This is a genomic window from Anabaena sp. TISTR 8404, from assembly GCF_056847745.1.
In genome coordinates, this window is sequence record NZ_CP180578.1 from 2,272,280 (window position 1) to 2,291,622 (window position 19,343).

18 protein-coding genes are annotated in these 19,343 nt (G+C 38.5%); 13 read left to right on the plus strand and 5 right to left on the minus strand.

All coding sequences use genetic code 11. The features are described 5' to 3' along the window. The first annotated feature begins 6 nt into the window (after positions 1 to 6). A complete protein-coding gene (locus ACMX3D_RS09870; RefSeq protein WP_482752311.1) occupies positions 7 to 393 on the plus strand; it encodes a transposase in 387 nt (128 codons plus the stop codon). Between the two features lie 213 nt (positions 394 to 606). Here ACMX3D_RS09870 and wecB read toward each other — a convergent pair whose 3' ends face one another. Continuing rightward, positions 607 to 1,722: a non-hydrolyzing UDP-N-acetylglucosamine 2-epimerase gene (wecB, locus tag ACMX3D_RS09875; RefSeq protein WP_482751244.1), complete on the minus strand. Its 1,116-nt coding sequence runs from the start codon at positions 1,720 to 1,722 to the stop codon at positions 607 to 609. 211 nt (positions 1,723 to 1,933) lie between these two features. Then, positions 1,934 to 2,311, minus strand: coding sequence for a hypothetical protein (locus ACMX3D_RS09880; RefSeq protein ID WP_482751245.1), 378 nt, complete (start codon positions 2,309 to 2,311; stop codon positions 1,934 to 1,936). A gap of 719 nt (positions 2,312 to 3,030) precedes the next feature. Here ACMX3D_RS09880 and ACMX3D_RS09885 point away from each other — a divergent pair. The 7 genes from ACMX3D_RS09885 (at position 3,031) to ACMX3D_RS09915 (ending at position 10,805) form a co-directional block, all read left to right on the plus strand. Next, on the plus strand, positions 3,031 to 4,302 hold the full coding sequence (locus ACMX3D_RS09885; RefSeq protein WP_482751246.1) for a type IV pilus twitching motility protein PilT: 1,272 nt from the start codon (positions 3,031 to 3,033) through the stop codon (positions 4,300 to 4,302). Positions 4,303 to 4,371: 69 nt separating this feature from the next. Next, positions 4,372 to 5,133 carry a circadian clock KaiB family protein gene (locus tag ACMX3D_RS09890; RefSeq protein WP_482751247.1) on the plus strand — a complete coding sequence of 254 codons (762 nt, stop codon included), beginning with the start codon at positions 4,372 to 4,374 and terminating at the stop codon, positions 5,131 to 5,133. 1,263 nt (positions 5,134 to 6,396) lie between these two features. After that, positions 6,397 to 7,113, plus strand: coding sequence for an acyltransferase (locus ACMX3D_RS09895; RefSeq protein WP_482751248.1), 717 nt, complete (start codon positions 6,397 to 6,399; stop codon positions 7,111 to 7,113). 371 nt (positions 7,114 to 7,484) lie between these two features. Further along, positions 7,485 to 8,663, plus strand: a complete 1,179-nt coding sequence (locus tag ACMX3D_RS09900; RefSeq protein WP_482751249.1) for an acyltransferase family protein — start codon at positions 7,485 to 7,487, stop codon at positions 8,661 to 8,663. Between the two features lie 675 nt (positions 8,664 to 9,338). Then, positions 9,339 to 9,689 (plus strand): hypothetical protein, encoded by a 351-nt coding sequence (locus ACMX3D_RS09905; protein WP_482751250.1) that lies wholly within the window; start codon positions 9,339 to 9,341, stop codon positions 9,687 to 9,689. A 250-nt stretch (positions 9,690 to 9,939) separates the two neighbouring features. Further along, positions 9,940 to 10,374 (plus strand): cyclic nucleotide-binding domain-containing protein, encoded by a 435-nt coding sequence (locus ACMX3D_RS09910; RefSeq protein WP_482751251.1) that lies wholly within the window; start codon positions 9,940 to 9,942, stop codon positions 10,372 to 10,374. A 206-nt stretch (positions 10,375 to 10,580) separates the two neighbouring features. Next, positions 10,581 to 10,805, plus strand: coding sequence for a hypothetical protein (locus tag ACMX3D_RS09915; RefSeq protein WP_482751252.1), 225 nt, complete (start codon positions 10,581 to 10,583; stop codon positions 10,803 to 10,805). 5 nt (positions 10,806 to 10,810) lie between these two features. Here the strand turns inward: ACMX3D_RS09915 and ACMX3D_RS09920 are convergent, their stop codons facing one another. Beyond that, complete coding sequence (locus tag ACMX3D_RS09920) at positions 10,811 to 11,083, minus strand: ferredoxin-thioredoxin reductase variable chain (RefSeq protein ID WP_482751253.1); 273 nt, start codon at positions 11,081 to 11,083, stop codon at positions 10,811 to 10,813. 479 nt (positions 11,084 to 11,562) lie between these two features. After that, a complete protein-coding gene (locus ACMX3D_RS09925) occupies positions 11,563 to 13,545 on the minus strand; it encodes a PP2C family protein-serine/threonine phosphatase (RefSeq protein WP_482751254.1) in 1,983 nt (660 codons plus the stop codon). A 232-nt stretch (positions 13,546 to 13,777) separates the two neighbouring features. On the opposite strand from ACMX3D_RS09925, the gene ACMX3D_RS09930 reads away from it, so the two are divergent. After that, positions 13,778 to 14,209: an NfeD family protein gene (locus tag ACMX3D_RS09930; RefSeq protein WP_482751255.1), complete on the plus strand. Its 432-nt coding sequence runs from the start codon at positions 13,778 to 13,780 to the stop codon at positions 14,207 to 14,209. A 78-nt stretch (positions 14,210 to 14,287) separates the two neighbouring features. After that, entirely contained in the window at positions 14,288 to 15,286 is a 999-nt protein-coding gene (locus ACMX3D_RS09935) for an SPFH domain-containing protein (RefSeq protein ID WP_482751256.1), read from the plus strand. Between the two features lie 61 nt (positions 15,287 to 15,347). On the opposite strand, the gene ACMX3D_RS09940 is transcribed toward ACMX3D_RS09935, so the two are convergent. Beyond that, positions 15,348 to 15,734 carry a Fur family transcriptional regulator gene (locus ACMX3D_RS09940; RefSeq protein ID WP_482751257.1) on the minus strand — a complete coding sequence of 129 codons (387 nt, stop codon included), beginning with the start codon at positions 15,732 to 15,734 and terminating at the stop codon, positions 15,348 to 15,350. Positions 15,735 to 15,879: 145 nt separating this feature from the next. On the opposite strand from ACMX3D_RS09940, the gene purS reads away from it, so the two are divergent. From purS to ACMX3D_RS09955, 3 genes are all read left to right on the plus strand, one after another. Continuing rightward, positions 15,880 to 16,158 carry a phosphoribosylformylglycinamidine synthase subunit PurS gene (gene purS, locus ACMX3D_RS09945; RefSeq protein WP_482751258.1) on the plus strand — a complete coding sequence of 93 codons (279 nt, stop codon included), beginning with the start codon at positions 15,880 to 15,882 and terminating at the stop codon, positions 16,156 to 16,158. A gap of 103 nt (positions 16,159 to 16,261) precedes the next feature. Then, entirely contained in the window at positions 16,262 to 16,939 is a 678-nt protein-coding gene (gene purQ / locus ACMX3D_RS09950) for a phosphoribosylformylglycinamidine synthase subunit PurQ (RefSeq protein WP_482751259.1), read from the plus strand. A 477-nt stretch (positions 16,940 to 17,416) separates the two neighbouring features. Next, entirely contained in the window at positions 17,417 to 19,342 is a 1,926-nt protein-coding gene (locus tag ACMX3D_RS09955; protein ID WP_482751260.1) for a type I restriction enzyme HsdR N-terminal domain-containing protein, read from the plus strand. Position 19,343 lies beyond the last annotated feature (1 nt).

The window sequence follows — 19,343 nt, forward strand, 5'->3', positions numbered from 1 at the left end:
GCACAACTGTTAGTCGAGTTTGAAACCGGACAAATTATCTGTACTGCTATGGACACGGGCAAAACCCATGATTTTAAGCTACTCAAACGCAGTCGCTTGCCGTTCGTCTCTTCGCAATTGTGTTTGGCTGACCGAGGCTATCAAGGATTTGCTAAATATCATACTGCCGCTTGTACTCCCACCAAAAAGCCACGAGTGCAGCCCTTGCCAAAGGAGGAAAAGCAGCATAATCAAGCTTTAGCCCGACTGCGGGTGCGCGTGGAACATACAATTCGTCGCTTCAAAATATTTCGCATTTTCTCAGGGCGTTATCGCAACCGTAGAAAGCGGTTTGGTTTACGCATAAATCTAATTGCTGGGTTGCTTAACTACGAACTGGCACATACTTCTTGATTCGTGCAGGAGGTCTATTGTTTCTACAGGCGATAACTCTACCGTGGACTTTCTTAAACCTCGAAGTTTTGGTTTGAACGCTGGTATCCATTGTCCATCTTGTAGGTGTTCTGCCAATATTCTGATATCAGTACCCATAATTTTTACAGGCAAAATTAATTTTTTGGGAAAGGTAAAATACCTCTCCCTGGATAATGCAAAACCTAAAAATATTTACCTAACTCCCAAATAATTCTCTGCAATCTGCAAAATTCGTTCCGCTGCATGACCATCACCGAAAGGATTGATAGCATTAGCCATTGCATCATACGCCGCAGGATTACTTAATAACTCAGCCGCCGCCGCCAAAATACTCTCACTTTCAGTTCCCACTAATTTAGCTGTACCCGCCGTTACGGCTTCAGGACGTTCTGTGGTTTCTCGCAAAACTAACACTGGTTTACCTAAACTTGGTGCTTCTTCTTGCAAACCACCAGAATCAGTTAATAAAAAATGCGATCGCCCAATTGCAGCCACTAATTCGGAATAATCTAAAGGTTCGGTCAAAAATACTCGCGGATGTTGCCTTAATAATGCTTGCAATGGTTCCCTAACTGTCGGGTTGCGATGCAGTGGTAACACTAAAGCAGTATCAGGAAACTTATCTAATATTTGCAGAAAACCATGAGCGATCGCTTGTAATGGTTCTCCCCAATTTTCGCGGCGGTGAACTGTAGACAACAACACGCGATATTCATTCCAATTCAAACCAGGAACATTACACGCTGGTTCAGTCGCCGCCACATTCAACAGTGCATCAATCACTGTATTCCCCGTCAAGTGAATTTCACCCAACACCCCAGAACGTTGTAAATTTTCCACCGCCAAAGTTGTTGGCGCAAAATGCAATTGAGTAAGTTGCGAAATTAACCTTCGATTCGCTTCTTCTGGATAAGGATTGTAAATATTATCAGTTCTTAACCCCGCTTCCACATGACCTACAGGGATTTTTTGATAAAAAGCTGCCAAAGCTGCGGCAAAAGCTGTGGTCGTATCACCTTGGACTATTACTAAATCTGGCTTATTTATTTGAAATAACTCTTCTAGTCCGCGCAAACTGCGGCAGGTAATATCACTTAAAGATTGTTTAGGCTGCATAATCTCTAAGTCATCATCTGCTTTGAGATTAAACAGTTGCATTACCTGTTCAACCATCTCACGATGCTGTCCAGTTAAAATCACTTGTAACTCAAAGCTGGGGGATTTTTGGAAAACTTGAATTACTGGCGCTAGTTTAATCGCTTCTGGACGCGTACCTAGGATAATGGCAACTCGTTTTTGATTAGTCATGAGTCAAGAGTCAAGAGTCAAGAGTCAAAAGTCAAAAGTCAAAATTTAAAAGACTATTGACCATTAGTTAATAGTAATTGCTGAATCCTCAAAAATAACAAAGCATAACTTCTCGGAAAATCGACTATTGACCATTGACAATTGACAAATAAACATGAAAAAACCCGGCTGAACCGGGCAGATGTACTGTTTGTCGTGTTTAACAAAATAGTTATAGTTTGATTTCACAGGTTAAAGGACAAGCGGCATATACAGAAGTCTGCTGCACTTCTTCAGATTCTCCATGCAGCCAACTTAACCACTTGATTTGACTTGGATGTACACCTTTGAGAGTGAGGACAGCAGCAGCGATCGCAACTGCCAAAATGTTGAACAAAATTAACCCGCCTCCTACTAGTAAAACCGCACTAACAGGCATGACAGATTGTAAAACAATCGACAACAGACATCCGACCGTAGCCATCAACACAACTAATGGAAAACCGACAACCAACAAACATACTGCCAACGTGAAAGTCCATATCAAAAAGCTTTTAATCATCATCAAGGAGTAGGTCTTTCCGAGATTAGAGCTTTGAGCCGAAACCATGACTTTTCCTCCTAAAGGTACACAGCAATAAAATTAATTTCAGTTAGATACCGCTGTTGGCGAATCAACTGATTGTTTCAGTGAATTCCAGTATATAAAAGGGAATATGAAAAATGAGCATTTAGTAACTTAACTTTACAGTTAAGTTTTTCTAATTATGAATGTAAAGTTCAGTGTATTTCTTGCTATATAACCTCTTTCTGCCATCTATCTCAAGGAGTAGAAGCCATATAAGATGAGCTTGCCCAGGCTATTTTCAACTTCTTAAATTGATCCCCTTAACATTTCTTATAAAAACCAGCCATGTCTCTCATAATTCACAAATGTGTCTGAAAAAAATACCTGCTGATGATTTGGCTGTTGTTTGCTAATAAATTGTCTTGATTTTTGGGTAAAAACTTCTCATCTAACAGCAGAAAATTTTTAAGCTTTAGCAAAAGTATTTTTTAGCACATAAATTTATGCAAGTTATTACTGAAGCTTATCTCAGGATATAGTGTGCTAAACAAGTGTATATGGACTTTAGATTTTTCTAAAACAATGGCAAAATTTGCAAGCTTTATAAAAAAATATACTAGCAAACCTGCCAAATGTAACGAAATATTGCTTGAAAGTTCTTCGCTAAGGAACAGCAACAAACCTGCTGCCTGCCGTCCTTAGAACCACCAAAACAGATTTTTTGCAGATTCAAGTTGATAACTGGCCAATTTTGAAGATATATGACAGAAACACCGCATCCTGCCAATTCCAATCCTGTTGCTTCTCGGAATGTGCCACCAATGCCGCCGCCTCCACCATCATTAATGACGCAGCGGCAGCACACGCAAACGTTGGATATGTCCATTCATCGGAATACAACTCAACCTGCACCACCACCTGCGGCTACCCATCGTCCTGGAACTCCCCCAGCAACAGCAAACAGCAATCCTTCAGGATTAACCTTGGCGAAAATCATCAAAGAAGCTTTTGATAACGGTTATTCAGATATTCACTTGGGCGTAGGTGAAATTCCGCGCTTTCGTAACCGGGGTGAAATTCAACCAACAGAACATCCAGAAACAGATCATGAAACTTTCATGAGTTGGTTGCGAGAAGTGATGACGGAAGCGGAGATTCAGCGATTTGAGGAACACTTAGAATTTGATGGTGCAACTCAGTATGAATTCGCTCGTGTACGGATCAATGTTTTTGGCTCAATGAAAGGCCATGCAATGGTGCTACGGTTAATCCCACTGAAAATTCTCTCGATGGAACAGTTGAGATTACCGCCAGTGTTCCGCGACATTTGCCACTACCACAAAGGCTTAATATTAGTCACTGGGCCAACTGGTTCTGGTAAATCAACAACAATGGCAGCGATGATTGACTATATTAATCGAGAGATGGCAAAGCACATCATCACCATTGAAGATCCTGTGGAATTTGTCCATCAAAGCCGCAAGTCTTTGGTGAAACAACGGGAAGTAGGAATGCACACCCGCAAATTTGATAACGCTTTAAAAGCAGCTTTGCGGGAAGATCCAGATTTAATTCTGGTGGGGGAAATGCGGGATAAAGAAACAGTCAACACCGCCCTAAAAGCTGCTCAAACAGGTCACTTGGTAATGGGAACATTGCACACCAACAGTGCCGTAAAAACTATCGAACGGATTCTCAATTTATACTCTGGTGAAGAACAGGATGCGATGCGGGTAGCCCTGGCGGAATCTTTGGTAGCGGTCATCGCCCAAGGATTATGTCGGACGACCGATGGTAAACGAGCTGCGTTCCACGATATCTTAATTAACACTGAGGCAGTTAAAGAATGGGTCAAAGACGGTAAGTATGATGAAATTACGGAATTGATGAAGCAAGCCAGTTTCGACGGTATGATTACAATGAATCAGTCGCTGCTCAATCTTTATCAAGAAGGTCGCATTACTGAAGAGACAGCTTTAGAAATGTCACCAACTCCTAACGAAATGGCTCAGTTTCTCAGAGGACGAGTTTAATTACAGTCAAGGTAAAAAGTAATCAGTCTCTACTTTTTACCTCAAATTTTCCCAACCCCTGTAACTAGCTTGACTACACCAAAACTCTTTTTACCTAAAGTTTTCAAAGGTATTGCCTTATTTACACCTGGAGGCGATTTAATTTATTGCATCGACCCTAATAAGCAGGGTCGATGGCATTTGCATTTGTGTGCGGCTTTACAAGAAATCCTCGATTTACCAGAACCGCCTCACTTTTTAGTTCCTTGTTACACAGCAACCGTTGATCATTGGTTAGATCCGCATACTCACCAAATTCGGACTTTTGCCGAAGCTTATCCAGCAGTTCTGCAACATCAAGCTTTACTAAATGCAATTTTTGACACGGGTGATTTAGTATGGCAAGCCGCACCTTGGCAAGATGGTTTGTGCGATCGCATGGTGTTGGCAACTTATCGTTCTACATTTCCGCAACTTTGGGAAGACCACGACTTAATTGTTAACTTAGACTTGTCAGAAAAAGCTCCCAAATACCATCCATCTACTAAAGCCACACAACCGGCACAGCAACAAAACCAATGTTACGTTTTGCGTTTATTTATTGCTGGACATAGTGCGAATACAGAACGTATTCTGCAAAATCTACACGAACTATTAGAGCGATCGCTAAAATATCCCTACACTTTAAAAGTTATTGATGTTTTAACTCATCCAGAACAAGCAGAAATTGATCAAGTATCTGCAACTCCCACTCTCGTAAAAGTTTGGCCGCAACCAATTCGGCGCATTGTTGGCGATTTAGACAACGCTGAGAAAATTTTGCAGATGTTAGGCACTACAGAAAAGTTCTAAAAAGTTAGCAAATTTGGTATTAAGGCTGACAAAAAAAGATTCAAGATGAACATGGCATTTTACTGAGATGATGTTTTAAAAGTATTATTATTAACATCAAAATCTTAAAAACCTACACCTGTCAGACGGACTGCCTCCCCGTTGTAGCAACTGGCGGAGAGGTTTGGAGAGGGATTTTTAGTATCTTTCACGACTTTCCAAACATCCTCTGAGAATACTTATGCCAATTCTGCAATCAAAAGTAAAATTTATTGTCTAATGAAGCAGAAAAAATAAGTAATGATAAATTTTCATAATCGTATTTACGCTGTTTTCTAGCGATTATATATATTAATGATTAAAAGTGTTGGTGTAGTATAATTAAATTCTTAAATTAAAAAACTACTGATTATAAACTTACTTGGTTTTTAAAAACTTTATATTTTTTGTGAAAACTTTACTTTTGCTTGACAATACTTTTGTCAGTCTCTTTTAGGATGGTGTAAGCACACTACTTGTGTCACTATAAAGGCGCTTTAGTGAATATGTAAATTCTCTGTGTACGTAATGATGATAATAGCAGCAGACATAAAAAACTGGCTGCAAGTAAGCCGTTATAGTAATCGGGGAAGTATTTATTTGTTCGCTCCAATGGTTAACTTCAATGTAATGGCTGAAGTTGGAGACACTCCCCCTTAATAATGTGCTTGTACTTGCTGGGAAATTTGATCAATAATTCAACAATTACATCTTGAAGATGGTGAAGAAATTGTCTTCCCATTTTGGCACAGAATAAACAGATGTAATGGTAATCAATACTTTTTTCTTTGATTGATATCTGACAACTGAATTCTAATAGTTTGTCAAGTAACTAATTAATTTATATTAAAAGTTAGGTATTTGATGTGGTAAAGCATTAGGGTTCAGTATTCGACTATCTCAAATATAAAAAAGTGTTTTTTGGATTTTTCAGCAGTACAGCTAATAAATAGTAATTATATAATTTGCTGGTAAATAAATATATACAGCATTTCTTGTATAGCTATGTCTAACAATTAAATTATCCTTGTGTTTAACAGCTTCTAATCGTATAGCTAAACTTAAGTTTTTCAATACTTGAAAAACTTGAGATTAACCATCGCATTTTTTTATTCATCTGCAATCCTAAAATGCAGATATAAAAATATAGATGGTACTTAGCAAGACTGAAATACAAGATATTTTTACTTAGCTATCTCATGATTTCACTAATATTAAAGATAAAAACTTGCTAACACTAGAGCTATGTCTAACTTGCACATTTTTTCAAAATTGAAGCGATTTCAAGAACTATTAGTTACTACTATTTTAGGCGATATTCCTACAATTTTTGGTGGTGTAAAATTACGTAATTTGCTATATCGCGTTATATTTAGCCGGATAGGTCGTTCAGTTTATATTCAAGATGGGGTTGAATTTATCAGTACTGATGCTATTGAAATTGGGAATGGAGCATATATTTTCAAAGGTGTTCGTATAGATGGAAAAGGACATGAAAATAATAGAATTCACCTAGAAAATGGAGTTATTCTTGAGCGTAATGTTGTGATAGGAGCATTGAATAACACTTATATTCACATCGGTCAAGATACTTTTATTGGCCCTAGTGTTTGTATTGCTGGCCCTGGAGACATCAAAATTGGCAAAAACTGTCTTATTGCAGCTCATACTGGAATCTATGCCAATAATCACAACTTTACAGATCCGAAAAAGCCAATCAAATACCAAGGTATTACTTGTAAGGGAATTGTTATTGAAGATGACTGTTGGCTAGGTCATGGGGTGAAAGTATTAGATGGCGTAACCATTGGTAGAGGTAGTGTAATTGGTGCTGGCGCTGTTGTTACTAAAGATATTCCGCCATTTTCAGTAGCTGTGGGTATACCTGCACGAGTCATTAAAAGCCGTGATGGTAAAGAAATTTTCATGTCCAAAGAATTACCCCTGTCATCTTCAAATTAAGTTTTTAGGTAATTAACTACAGGTCGTTCTATCTACATAAAAATGTCTGTTAGCTAATTCCTAAATGCAATTAATTTTTAAAAGGGAACAGGAAAATACCCATAATTAAAATTAGGGGATTTGTTAATAACAGGCGTATTTTTTCTTGCACTACTTGTCTCGAAAAAAATGTTCTTACCTCTTTTCATAACACAGTTGGGGGCAGTAAACCCAATATGAGGGCAGTTTCTCAAAGCTGTTGCCTCTTACCACACCCGTTGCAACTGGTCAAAGAACATACATGAAAAGAGGCTGTTTCATTAAATAGAATTTTCACGACTAATCAGAAATCTGGGTATCTACCATCTAGAACTTTGTAGGAGATTAACTGCATGAGTAAAATCACAGAAAAATCTACCCAGAAGAGACTTCATCTTCCTTACTTAGATGGCTTACGTGGATTAGCATCTCTATATGTTGTACTTGTTCATGTTGAACCAGGAATCACAGAGCAATTGCCTTTTCACTGGTTCGTGTTTGTAAGAGTTATGAAATATGGGGCTTTTAGTGTCATTAGTTTTATTGTACTTTCTGGCTATGTTTTGATGCTGCCTATAGCTCGTTCTGAAGATGGTAAATTGCCAGGCACTTTAATCAATTATATTAAGAGGCGATCGCAGCGAATTTTACCACCTTACTATATATGTTTATTTATCTGCATTCTCATAGGAGCAGTTGTCTTCATTTTCGAGCAATTCACTAGTTTTCAATGGAATGAAATAGCAGGTCTCGGCTCATTTTCTCCTAAATTTAACTGGATTGATGTCGTATCTCATCTGTTATTAGTCCACAATTTTAGTGAGCATACATACATAACCATTAACTCTCCCATGTGGAGTATTGCCACAGAATGGCAAATGTACTTTTTGTTTCCGCTGTTATTGTTGCCTATATGGCGGCGTTTTGGATGGTTGATGCTTGTCATTATCGCTTTTGTCATTGGACTAACACCTATATACTTGTTCAATGGATTTCTTGAACAAGCGAATCCTTGGCTATTAGGTATATTCTGCTTAGGAATGGTAGCCGCAGATATTGGATTTTCTCAAAAACCTCGGCTAGTAGCTATGAGAAATTCTCTACCTTGGGGAAGACTGGCTATTATCTTTACCTGTATTGCTTTTATCACTGAGTGGCGACGGCTAGGATTGCATATATGGATTAACCAGAGTTTTGCTGGTCTTGCATTTGCTTGTCTATTTATTGGCTTAACCAAGTCAATAATTGATGGAAAACACCCACCATTAGCACTAAGGATATTAGAACATCCTTTGGCGATCGCACTTGGGACATTTTCCTATAGCCTATATCTCACTCATGGGCCAGTATTAGTCTTTGTGCGTTACTTTTTGTTTTATCTACCAATCTCACCAGATATGTTTGCTGCTGCATCCTATTTACTAGGCACAGCAATGTCACTCATCATTGCTTATTGGTTTTACTTGTTCTTTGAGCGGCCATTTATGTCTAGTTTCTTAAAAAAGCGTAAAGTCAAAGATGTAGTTATTTAAACAGAGCCTGAAACATATTATCCATAGATAATTAGCATATCGCGGCTGATAAATTATTTGACCGCGATTTCTCATAGCATTTATTTACGTCTGATTTGAGATATCAGCACTTGCCCAGCAAGTGAGGTACAAAATATCAAATTTAACATCAAATATCAAGATTTTCTAACTTTTGTCCTTCGGGTAAGACTAAGCTAATCGTCATTTAAATAGCACTATTTTCATGGTAATAAAAGCTGCAAACCCTCTCCCTTGCTCCCTGCTCGCTGCCCTCCTGCGGTCTAAATGTGCAAATTAAATGTTGAACAGCTTACTTTACCGTTAACGCAGTCGCTTCCTCTAAATAGCTGTTTTGCGGTGAATCAGCTTTGTGGGATGTTACAAACAGCTAATTAATCTGCTACTTTACCACCTAAACTCAAAAATAGAAAATTAAAAAAATATTAAAAGTAATATACTTTTTCAAAAAAATACCAGAAACTCTTTAATAACAAAGCAATTAAATATGATTAAAATTAGCACTCTCAACTAATGAGTGCTAATAAATAAGGAAGTTTATTTCCTAAGATATAAGCAATAAATACACTTTTTTACAGAGATTATTTAGAGATTCTCAAGCCATAATCATCACAAGAAAAATCTCCTTGCAAGTAGTAACGTATTGAGAGGAACTAAATGAAATACACTTTTGATATTGTCGGGGTATCTCCAGTTTTGCAGTTTTTTAATCATCAACAGCAGAATGTGCAAAAACCACAGTATCTAGGGGTGGAATATCTTGGCACACACACATGTACACTAGATGCATTTATCAAAACTGTGGAACCTGTACCAGCAAAATGGGGATGGGATTTAGATCAAGTAGTAGACACAGTAATTCAGTTTTGGGTGAGTCATTCAGAGAGTATTCAATATTGGAAAGCACGTTTGAGGGATGCTGGACAGAATAATTTAATTGTCGCCAGACTGGCAGATATTACGGCTTTGCAAGCTGAATTTGAAAGTCTCTTGGATAAAAACAAATAAGCTAAAGCATATATTCATTGCATAATCACTTTATGGAGTCGTTGACCGTTGACTGTTGACAGTCAACGGTCTTGGGGGTTTGCTTGAGTGGATTTTCGGCTAAATTCCGTTGGTCAGGAGATGGGCTGCTGAAGATTTACTTGGTGAATTAGCCCTTAGTTGTGATTTTTATCGGTTAATATTGCGATCGCATACTCAAGAATCCCGAAATTACCTGATATTTTTAAGGTGTGAGTCTTAACTCTTAATTATGCTCAGCAGTGTTGACCGATTGTTATTTGTGCGAAGAGTCCCGATTTTTAAGGAATTGCGGGATGATTTTATTGTGCGCCTGACTTCAGTGATGCACGAGTTGTCATTTCCGGCGAATTACACCATTTTTCGGCAAGGTGAAGAAGGGCGATCGCTTTATATTGTGGTATCTGGTAGAGTTAAAGTCCACATAGGTAATAAATTCCTCGCAGAAGTAGAACAGGGGAAATACTTTGGTGAAATGGCAGTATTTGATACACAACCCCGTTCTGCTACCGCCACTACTCTCGAACCTTGTGAATGCTTGGAACTAACACAAGAACAACTTTATGACGCGATTGAAGAAACTCCAGAAATAGCGGTAAATATCATCCGAGAATTATCACGGCTAATTCGCCGATTGAATGAAAGTGTTGATGTGACTCATTCATAGAAGCATCAAACTTTGCAGCCAAGCTTCATCATTCTATCGATAACTTGTGCAAGCGACTCTGCATCTTGGGCGGGTGCTGTCAAATTCATTTGTGCGTCATAATAAGTGTTAATTCCAATTAATCAAGCATCCCGACTCATATATTAAATTGGCATCAGTATACTTTCATACCGTAATTATCAACGAAAGTTAATTTTTTCTCAGTTATGCGTCAAGAATTACCTCATATTCTTCCATCTCCTCAACCTGAAGTTGCAGAAACTTTTAGTGGTTATCAAACTACCCATGAATTTTATTACGAAGTCCAGCAGCGCTTAGAGTTTCAGCGTTATTGTGAATGGTATTACACAACAGCAGAACATCATCGTCAAGAACTCAAAAAAATGCGCGGCGAACTCAACATTTTTCAGTGGTTTCTTCGCCGCTTTTGAGGGATTTAGATGATTTCTAATTCATTTTCGCGCAAGTGAGCTTTAAATTTTTTATTAAACTGGACTAGTATCGGCAAATTAGCGCTTACAGGTCTACCTTGCCATTGAGTAACAATATCCACAACTTCGCCTTCTGAGCCTTTGAGGTCAAAAGCTTTACCGCGATGTTCAGGATGATGGTAGACTACTACCGATTTATTAACACGGATGCGATCGCCAACTTTCATAAGAACATTTACACCTAGCTTTTGCGTTTCCACAAGAATCTCCACAGCCATCCCTCATCGAACTTGCTGGTTGAAAAACAGACTGTTTAAGGCAGTTATTTTTCACATCTAATCTAGACAAACGCCTTCTTGTATGCGTTTGTAACTTTTATACAAACAAAGCCTGACCGTGCAGGCTTTGTTCATAGTTCATCAGCGACAAATGTCTCACCGCTTTTTTCTCCTCATTGCACTTGTCCACGCTTACGGGTGTCTCAGAAGCGCTTTTTTGAGGATTTGTCAGCTAACAGGCTAATAAAGACCTGTTTTACTTTTGCTGTGCGCTTTAACGACAGATTTAATTCTACATCAAATGGATCTTCCGTTCCTATATGCTGTGCCTGATACTATTTCACTTTAAGTTTGATACAAATAGACCGCAGGGGAGCAGGGCGCAGGGGGAAAGAGTAAACAACCAATGAATTTTTATCAGGATTTTCGTGAAATGGTATGACAGCAATAGAACTTACGCTTGGGTGTAAGGGTTGTGATTATTTACCCTGTGGACAGACTGACTGTACTGTTTGAGGTAATTTTCGACACATTTGTTGGAAAGTTTGAGGATTTAGTTGCCACCAAGCTAATAATCCCAGAGTTGTACCGCCAACTAGTAAAGCTAATAGTCGTGCAACCAATACTAAAGGCTGCTTACGTTGATTCAGTTTTTTAATTGGCTTTGGCATAGGCTGCGGAGGAATAATCGGTTCCTCTGTCACATCCAAATTTAAATCCAAATCTAATAAAGCTTGAGCGCTTTCTGTCAAAGCAGGTTCTTCTACTTCTGGTGTTTCTGTTTCGACAATCTCTACTGGTGGAGATGATGAAGTGACTGGCACTAAGTATTCTTTAGAAAGCCGACAAAGAGTTAAAACGACCGATGTATTGTCATGACCATTTTTTTGGTTGGCAAGATTAATCAAATTTTGAACAGCTTCTTCAATTGGCAGTTCGCCAGATAACACAGGTATGGCAAAATCTTGCCAAGAATGTTCTACCCAATCGTTATCACTTAAACCATCAGAACACAGCAGTAATAATCCTTCTTCATCGATGATCAATCTTTGAATTGTCACTCGTAGAGATTCTGCATCTTTTGTGCCTAATGCTTGAGTTAAAGCCGTTGCATCTACTCGCTGGAGTGCTTGTCGATACAAACTTTTGCCATAACGAACTTCTCGCCAAGCTACATCATCATCCACTGTAAGTAACTGGTAGTAATTACGAGTTATCCAGTAAGCGCGGCTATCTCCAATGTTGGCTAAATAAAGTTCATGGGCATTATTCGATCGCCATCCAGAGATTGTTGCAATTTGTTGAGGTAATTGCAACGCCATCACCAAAGTTGTCGCCATACGTTCTCTACCTTGGCGTTTTTGTTCGTCATTGCGTGAGGAAATTAAATTATTGACTACCCGCAAACTGGCTTCTAGCTGTTCTTGTAACAATTTTGGTGCTACAGGCTCAGTTTGTTCGGCAACTTCTGCTAATAAGGCACGGATTTGCAATTTTAATGATTGTACTGCCATTTGGCTGGCAACTTCACCGCCTTGGTGTCCACCAATGCCATCACAAACCATCGATAAGCGTGGCATGAGTGGGTCGTAGGGTTCATCTTTATCTGGGTAGCAAGTATCTTCGTTTTGGCTGAGTTCTGTGCCGATGTCTGTTGCGCCTGCAACCTGAAGCGTGAGGGGTAATTCTGCTGCGGCTGAGAGTAACAGAGTATTAAGTTGAGTGGTAATATTTTCTAAATCTACTGTGCCGCACATTTGCTCAACTATGTTCTGTAATGATTGAGCTATCTGTGGTTGTGCTAATGCTATTAAAGGCTGCCAAGATTGCCCTAAATCACGTAGGCTGAGTTTGTTATCGGTTGGCGTTGGATGAAGTTCTACAAGACGCACACACCAACCTTGAACTCGTAAGTTATCTGGAATGAGTAAACTTTGCTCAACTCCCAGTTCTGCTAACGGTTGCCAAAGTTGAAGAATTTGCCATAGCCAGTAAACTTGTCTGACTGCTGTAGCTTGTTCCCAAGCATTGGCTATGGAGGGGTAAAGGTTGCCTGTTTCATCTATTGGTACATTTTCTAATAAGAGAATATTGTCTCCATCTGCATCTAAAGAGAGAGCAAACCCATAGGCTTGGGGAAGATGTAAATGCTGTTGATATAGTTTTAAGTAAGGAATAACTGTTTTTAGTAAATCTTGTGAAGCTTCTGGTGGTAGTCCTGGTTGAGTATCCAGCCATATCTGCTGGTTAATAACTTCATATCGCTCAGCGACTTGCGTTCCGGGAGAGATGTTAGCGGCTAAAGTACCAGTAGCCCAGAGATAACGGTGAACCAACGGAGTTTGACAATTATTACAGATGCGTAGACGCGAAGCGGCTTGTCGTGAGACATCGCCTATAGAGTTAGCCGGGCGATCGCAGCTAGGATTTATACAATAAATTATGCGTTCAGTAGAAATCATATAAGGTATATATTCTCAAAAAAATTAACTCGTGAATTTCGATTACATTCAGATGTCAAAGACTTGCTGGCTAGAATAGACTGGTTTCGAGTACCTCTGGCTACATCTTGTCACTGAAATTAATCAAAATTAATTCACAAAAGACAAAGGTGGGCTTTCTGTAAAACATCTATTTCTGAGTGAATCTAATCTCAGAAATTCTTTTCGTAAATGTAGTGTCTAGGATGGCGCTATGCCAAGTTCTACTTTACTTTGGCTCCTAGCTGGATCGGTTTTGTGTTTATCGGAACTGTTCTTACCGTCAGCTTTTGTAGCCTTCATGATGGGAATTAGTGCTTTTGTGGTGGCGCTACTTTCTCAGGTTGGGTTGAGTTTATGGCTGCAAGTAGCGATTTGGCTATTGCTTTCCACAATGTTGGTGTTACTATCCCGGCGGTATTTACAACCACGACGAAGTAAGTCAAAAATTCAGGATGCAGTTATAGCGGAAACTTTAACAGAAATTCCCGCCGGGAAAACGGGGCGAGTGCTTTACGAAGGCAATTCTTGGCGTGCGAAATGTGATGATGAAAAACTTGATGTTGCTCCGTACCAACGAGTTTATGTAGTTAGAAGAGAAGGAACTACGTTAATTGTGATGCCAGAAAATATATTGCATTCATAGGAAGTATGAAGTGTGAACTGTGAAGTATGAAGAATGAAAGTTGACATCTAAAAATATTTAATAATCAGGAGATTGAAAGTGGAACAGATTTTCTTACTAATCTTTTTAGCCCTTGGTGGTTCTGCGGTTGCAGGTTCTGTGAAAGTTGTCAATCAAGGCAATGAAGCTTTGGTGGAAAGATTAGGTAGCTATAACAAAAAGTTAGAACCAGGACTGAATTTTGTTATTCCTTTTTTAGACAAAATCGTCTATCAACAAACCATCCGCGAAAAAGTCTTAGACATTCCACCACAAAAATGCATCACCCGTGACAATGTTGGGATTGAAGTGGATGCAGTCGTGTACTGGCGGATTGTCGATATGGAGAAAGCCTGGTACAAAGTAGAAAATCTCCAGTCGGCAATGACAAACTTAGTACTAACTCAAATTCGTTCTGAAATGGGACAACTGGAGTTAGATGAAACATTTACCGCCCGTTCCCAAATCAATGAGCTTTTGTTACGAGATTTAGACATCGCCACCGATCCTTGGGGTGTCAAGGTAACGCGGGTAGAACTGCGAGATATTATCCCCTCCCAAGCTGTAAGAGAATCGATGGAAATGCAAATGTCCGCAGAACGGCGCAGACGGGCAGCAATTTTAAATTCTGAGGGTGAACGAGAAGCAGCAGTTAATAGTGCTAGAGGTAAAGCAGAAGCGCAAATCCTCGATGCAGAAGCCCGGCAAAAATCAGTAATTTTACAGGCTGAAGCTGAACAAAAAGCGATCGTCCTCAAAGCCCAAGCTGAACGTCAGCAACAAGTTCTCAAAGCCCAAGCTATTGCTGAGTCAGCAGAAATTATCGCCGAAAAAATCAACACTAACGCTAATGCTAGTAAAGCCTTAGAAGTTCTGTTTGCTTTGGGTTATCTGGATATGGGCGCGACTATTGGTAAAAGCGATAGCAGCAAAGTTATGTTCATGGATCCTCGCACTATTCCAGCTACCTTCGAGGGCATTCGCTCAATAGTTGCTGATACTCAAACAGACTCTAACTCGCTGTTTGCAAGGCAAATGAGCGATGTGAATGGGCAGTAGTCAATGGTCAATGGTCAAGTGTCAAGGGTCAATGGTTTGACTTTGGACTCTTGACTCTGGACTATTCATTAACCTGACATTCACCGCATAAACCAAAAAACTCCAGAGTGTGGTAAAAAATTTTAAATTTATGACTGCTTTGTAGCTGGTCTTCCAGGTCATGAACTGGACATTGATTAATGGGAATTGAAGTACCACATTGCAGACAAGTTAGATGGTGTTTGTCCTGTTGCGCCAGGCTGTAGAGGGCTTCACCGTTAGCTAAAGTCCGCACTTGCACCAAGCCTTCGAGTTTTAAAGCTTCCAAGGAGCGGTAAACTGTGGCTAAACCCAGATTTTGATTGCGATTACGCAATTCAATGTAAATATCTTGGGCGGAAATGCCTTGTTTTATGCTTTTCAGTAGGTTCAAAATCCGCTCTTGACTGCGGGTGCGTGTGGCTCTCATAAGCAATTGTGGATATTCACCACTGTAGTGGAAGCTGTTATACTGGCTATCTAATAAATTAACTTTAACTTTTCCACAATCTTATTTTCACTCAGTTGGAACAGAAAGTTATAGTATAGCGATCGCAGCATTCAGCAAAATAACTGTGCAACGGAAGTATCTAGCCAAAATTCATGTAACGCTTCGTCCTTCAGTCCTAGACCCTGCTGGTGTGGCTGTACAATCTGGTCTCAAGCAAATGGGATACGAAACTGTTGACCAAGTGCGGATTGGTAAGTACATAGAACTCACCATCATCTCTACTGATGACACTAAAGCGCGTCGAGACTTGAACAACATTTGTGACCAGATGTTAGCAAATCCCGTAATTGAGAACTATCGTTTTGATTTAATTGAGGTCGAAACACAGACGGGAGTGTTTTAGAAGTTAAAAGGTAAAAGGTAAAAGTAAAAAGAACTAAATCTTCTGTCTTTTTACTTTTGCCTTTTTAATTTTTACTTGTTCATATCCAAATGACCAATAACAAATGACAAAATTCGGCGTTATTGTTTTTCCGGGTTCTAATTGCGATCGCGATGTTGCCTATGTCACCAGAGACTTGTTGGGTCAACCAACACGCATGGTTTGGCATCAAGACACTGACATTGATGATTTGGATGTAATTATCATCCCTGGTGGCTTTAGTTATGGGGATTACCTGCGTTGTGGTGCGATCGCCCGATTTTCGCCTGTGATGCAGCAGGTGATTGAACACGCCCAAAAAGGTAAGTTTGTTCTCGGTATTTGCAACGGGTTTCAGGTATTAACTGAAGCAAGGCTTTTGCCTGGGGCATTAACAAGAAATCGCAACTTGCATTTTATTTGCGATCGCGTCCCCCTAAAAGTCGAAAATGCAAATATTCCTTGGACAAAAGCTTACAACACTGGTGAAGTCATCACTTTACCTATTGCCCACGGAGAAGGTCGCTTTTATGCTGATAAAGCCACTCTCTCAGCAATAGAAGACAACGGCCAAGTAGTTTTCCGCTATGCAGGCGAGAACCCCAACGGTTCACTCAACCAAATCGCGGGGATTTGCAATCGCCAAGGCAATGTCTTGGGGATGATGCCCCACCCAGAAAGGGCATCAGATGCAATGCTAGGTAATAGTGATGGGTTAAGTCTATTTCAAGGATTGTTAGAGAAAGTCGCTGCTGTAGTTTAGAGTTGAATTTTCCAATAATTTTAGCAAGTAACAGCAGGGGAGCATTTATGTTCCCTTATTTTTTATGTCCTAGTTTTTTGTATCAACGCGCATAGAATTTATTAAATATTTCTGCCAAAATTTAAAATCTCTGCTGTAATTAACGTGATTTCAATGAATTTTAAAAACCCCTCTCCAAACCTCTCCCCTGAAAGGAGAGAGGCTTTGAAAGCTTAATTTTGCATAAATAACTAATGATTTTAAGCCCCTCTCCGCGTCGGAGCGAAAAGTCTGAGCGGAGGCTTCCTCCGTAGACGCTTTGCGGCTTGCCGCAGGCATCAGAACTTTTCAAGACAGAGGGGTTGGGGAGAGGTTCATCAAATTCTTGTTAATTAGCAGAGTATTCGCCATTACTATCTTTTAAACACTGACTTGATAAATTGCTATTTAATGCACAAACTCAACTAAAGCAAATTTATATAAGCAGTGGATTCTCTAATGTATAATCCTGACTCGCTGCAATTATTTATTAAGTGGATACAAGCTTTTGATATTCGGATTTTACAAACAGAAGAAGATGTAGAAAAACATTTTATTTTGCCGATGTTTCAGTATTTGGGATATCCAGATTCATGTCGGCAGAGTAAGTACGCTTTAAAAAGTAATGATTTAGATAATTCCGCAAAGCAACTAAAAAATGTTCAAATTTATTTTGCAACCGATGATGTTATTCGACAAAATTCAGACACGTCATTGATACTTGTTATTTATTTATCACCAGATACACATTATTTTCAAGAAGCTATTGCACAAGCAAAATTTTATATTAATTATTTAAAACCTTTATTTTTTATAGTTACCAATGGATATAGTACAAAAATATTCAAATGTTTTCTTTACCATCGAGAAGAATTAATATTTGATTCGATAATTGATACATTAAAAAATAGTCAAATAGCTGAAAATATTTATAATCAGCTTAATTTCAATTTAATTAAAAAAATAAACAAACTTATACTAAATAACTTTAAACATACTAAATTTAGTAGTATAGAAAAATATTTAAGGCGACATACAGAATTTGGCAAGATTTTAGAAAATGCTGAGTTCGAGCCTTGTTTACTTAAAGAATGTCATCGCTTAATTGTTGTTAAACCAAAGGTATTAATTGAGTGTAATTTACCGCAAGCCTTTGGCAAAGGCGACTGTACCATTCAATTTAGCAGTGTTATTTTAAGAGGTTTGAAAATTGCCCTAAACCATCAACAAATTTTAGGTCAACTAATGACAGGGCTACATACTAAGCCTGAATGGGGTTGTCGTCGTTTTCTCAAACAAATAGATGCAGATACTTTTGAGGCTTCTTTAGGACAAACAACAGTAATTTTATCTGAGTTAGAAGCTGCCGACTTATGTTTATGTGTAGATGCTATTTGCCAAGAATATAAAAATAAAATTATCGAATTTGAAAATTATCTAGAAACTTGGGATTTTAAATTTATAGAATTTCCTGATGTCAGAGGGTTTCATCTATTTTCTGTAGATGTAAAACTATGGAAAATCATGCATAATTTTATTAAAAAATTTAATTATGTTCAAGGTAAGTCAGAATGGCATTTATTTGACCAAGGAAATATCTCTATTCGCGTGAGTCGGGGAATTCGTGATCATGCCTTTATTGTGCCACGACTCAGTAATTCTTACTCTGCATTATCTAATAATCAAGTTGATATATTATACGAAATAAATGATATACACATTGCAACTTTAGAAAGAAGTCACCTCAATTCCTGGCAAGAAGATATTGGTATACGAGGAACATGGACAGCAAAGTATACTAAAACTTGGCTAATAGAAAAATATATTCCCAAAGCTATTAATTATTATTCTCAGCAATCTCAATTACTAGAATTTGATTTAGATAAAAATATCTTAAATTATCAAAGTCAACATACAGCACTTAAAGGAATTAATGAAATTAAAGAGTTATTGCCTTATCTGCGAGATATACAAGCATGGCTACAAATATATATTGACAATATTGCAGCTTCAAGATTGAAACAATATTACCAAGTGTTCACAGATTTATTGCGAAATACTGATGCTGCGATCGCAGGCTTAGACTATATCACAATGAATTTGCAGAGAATAGTGTGGGAAAATCCTTCAGCAGAGATATTTAAAGAGGAAATTTTGACTTTTAAAGATGTTATCTATTACTTAGATAGACAATTTATAGATATAAATAATTATAAATCCGAAACTAGCTTGAAAGCAGATTTAATTACACGCATATTTATTTGGATAATTGAAAATGGTAAAATTAACTATTCTCAAGGGCAATTAAATGCTGCGAAACAAGCTTTGTTACCTCTGTGGGAACATTGTCGTTTTGAGACGCGCCATGTCTATCCTTATCGTTAAT

Bases quoted from the DNA above. Each gene is read 5' to 3' on its own strand.
- wecB (WP_482751244.1), bottom strand. From the start codon at position 1,722: ATGACTAATCAAAAACGAGTTGCCATTATCCTAGGTACGCGTCCAGAA.
- ACMX3D_RS09880 (WP_482751245.1), bottom strand. From the start codon at position 2,311: ATGGTTTCGGCTCAAAGCTCTAATCTCGGAAAGACCTACTCCTTGATG.
- ACMX3D_RS09885 (WP_482751246.1), top strand. From the start codon at position 3,031: ATGACAGAAACACCGCATCCTGCCAATTCCAATCCTGTTGCTTCTCGG.
- ACMX3D_RS09895 (WP_482751248.1), top strand. From the start codon at position 6,397: ATGTCTAACTTGCACATTTTTTCAAAATTGAAGCGATTTCAAGAACTA.
- ACMX3D_RS09900 (WP_482751249.1), top strand. From the start codon at position 7,485: ATGAGTAAAATCACAGAAAAATCTACCCAGAAGAGACTTCATCTTCCT.
- ACMX3D_RS09905 (WP_482751250.1), top strand. From the start codon at position 9,339: ATGAAATACACTTTTGATATTGTCGGGGTATCTCCAGTTTTGCAGTTT.
- ACMX3D_RS09910 (WP_482751251.1), top strand. From the start codon at position 9,940: ATGCTCAGCAGTGTTGACCGATTGTTATTTGTGCGAAGAGTCCCGATT.
- ACMX3D_RS09915 (WP_482751252.1), top strand. From the start codon at position 10,581: ATGCGTCAAGAATTACCTCATATTCTTCCATCTCCTCAACCTGAAGTT.
- ACMX3D_RS09920 (WP_482751253.1), bottom strand. From the start codon at position 11,083: ATGGCTGTGGAGATTCTTGTGGAAACGCAAAAGCTAGGTGTAAATGTT.
- ACMX3D_RS09925 (WP_482751254.1), bottom strand. From the start codon at position 13,545: ATGATTTCTACTGAACGCATAATTTATTGTATAAATCCTAGCTGCGAT.
- ACMX3D_RS09930 (WP_482751255.1), top strand. From the start codon at position 13,778: ATGCCAAGTTCTACTTTACTTTGGCTCCTAGCTGGATCGGTTTTGTGT.
- ACMX3D_RS09940 (WP_482751257.1), bottom strand. From the start codon at position 15,734: ATGAGAGCCACACGCACCCGCAGTCAAGAGCGGATTTTGAACCTACTG.
- purQ (WP_482751259.1), top strand. From the start codon at position 16,262: ATGACAAAATTCGGCGTTATTGTTTTTCCGGGTTCTAATTGCGATCGC.
- ACMX3D_RS09955 (WP_482751260.1), top strand. From the start codon at position 17,417: ATGTATAATCCTGACTCGCTGCAATTATTTATTAAGTGGATACAAGCT.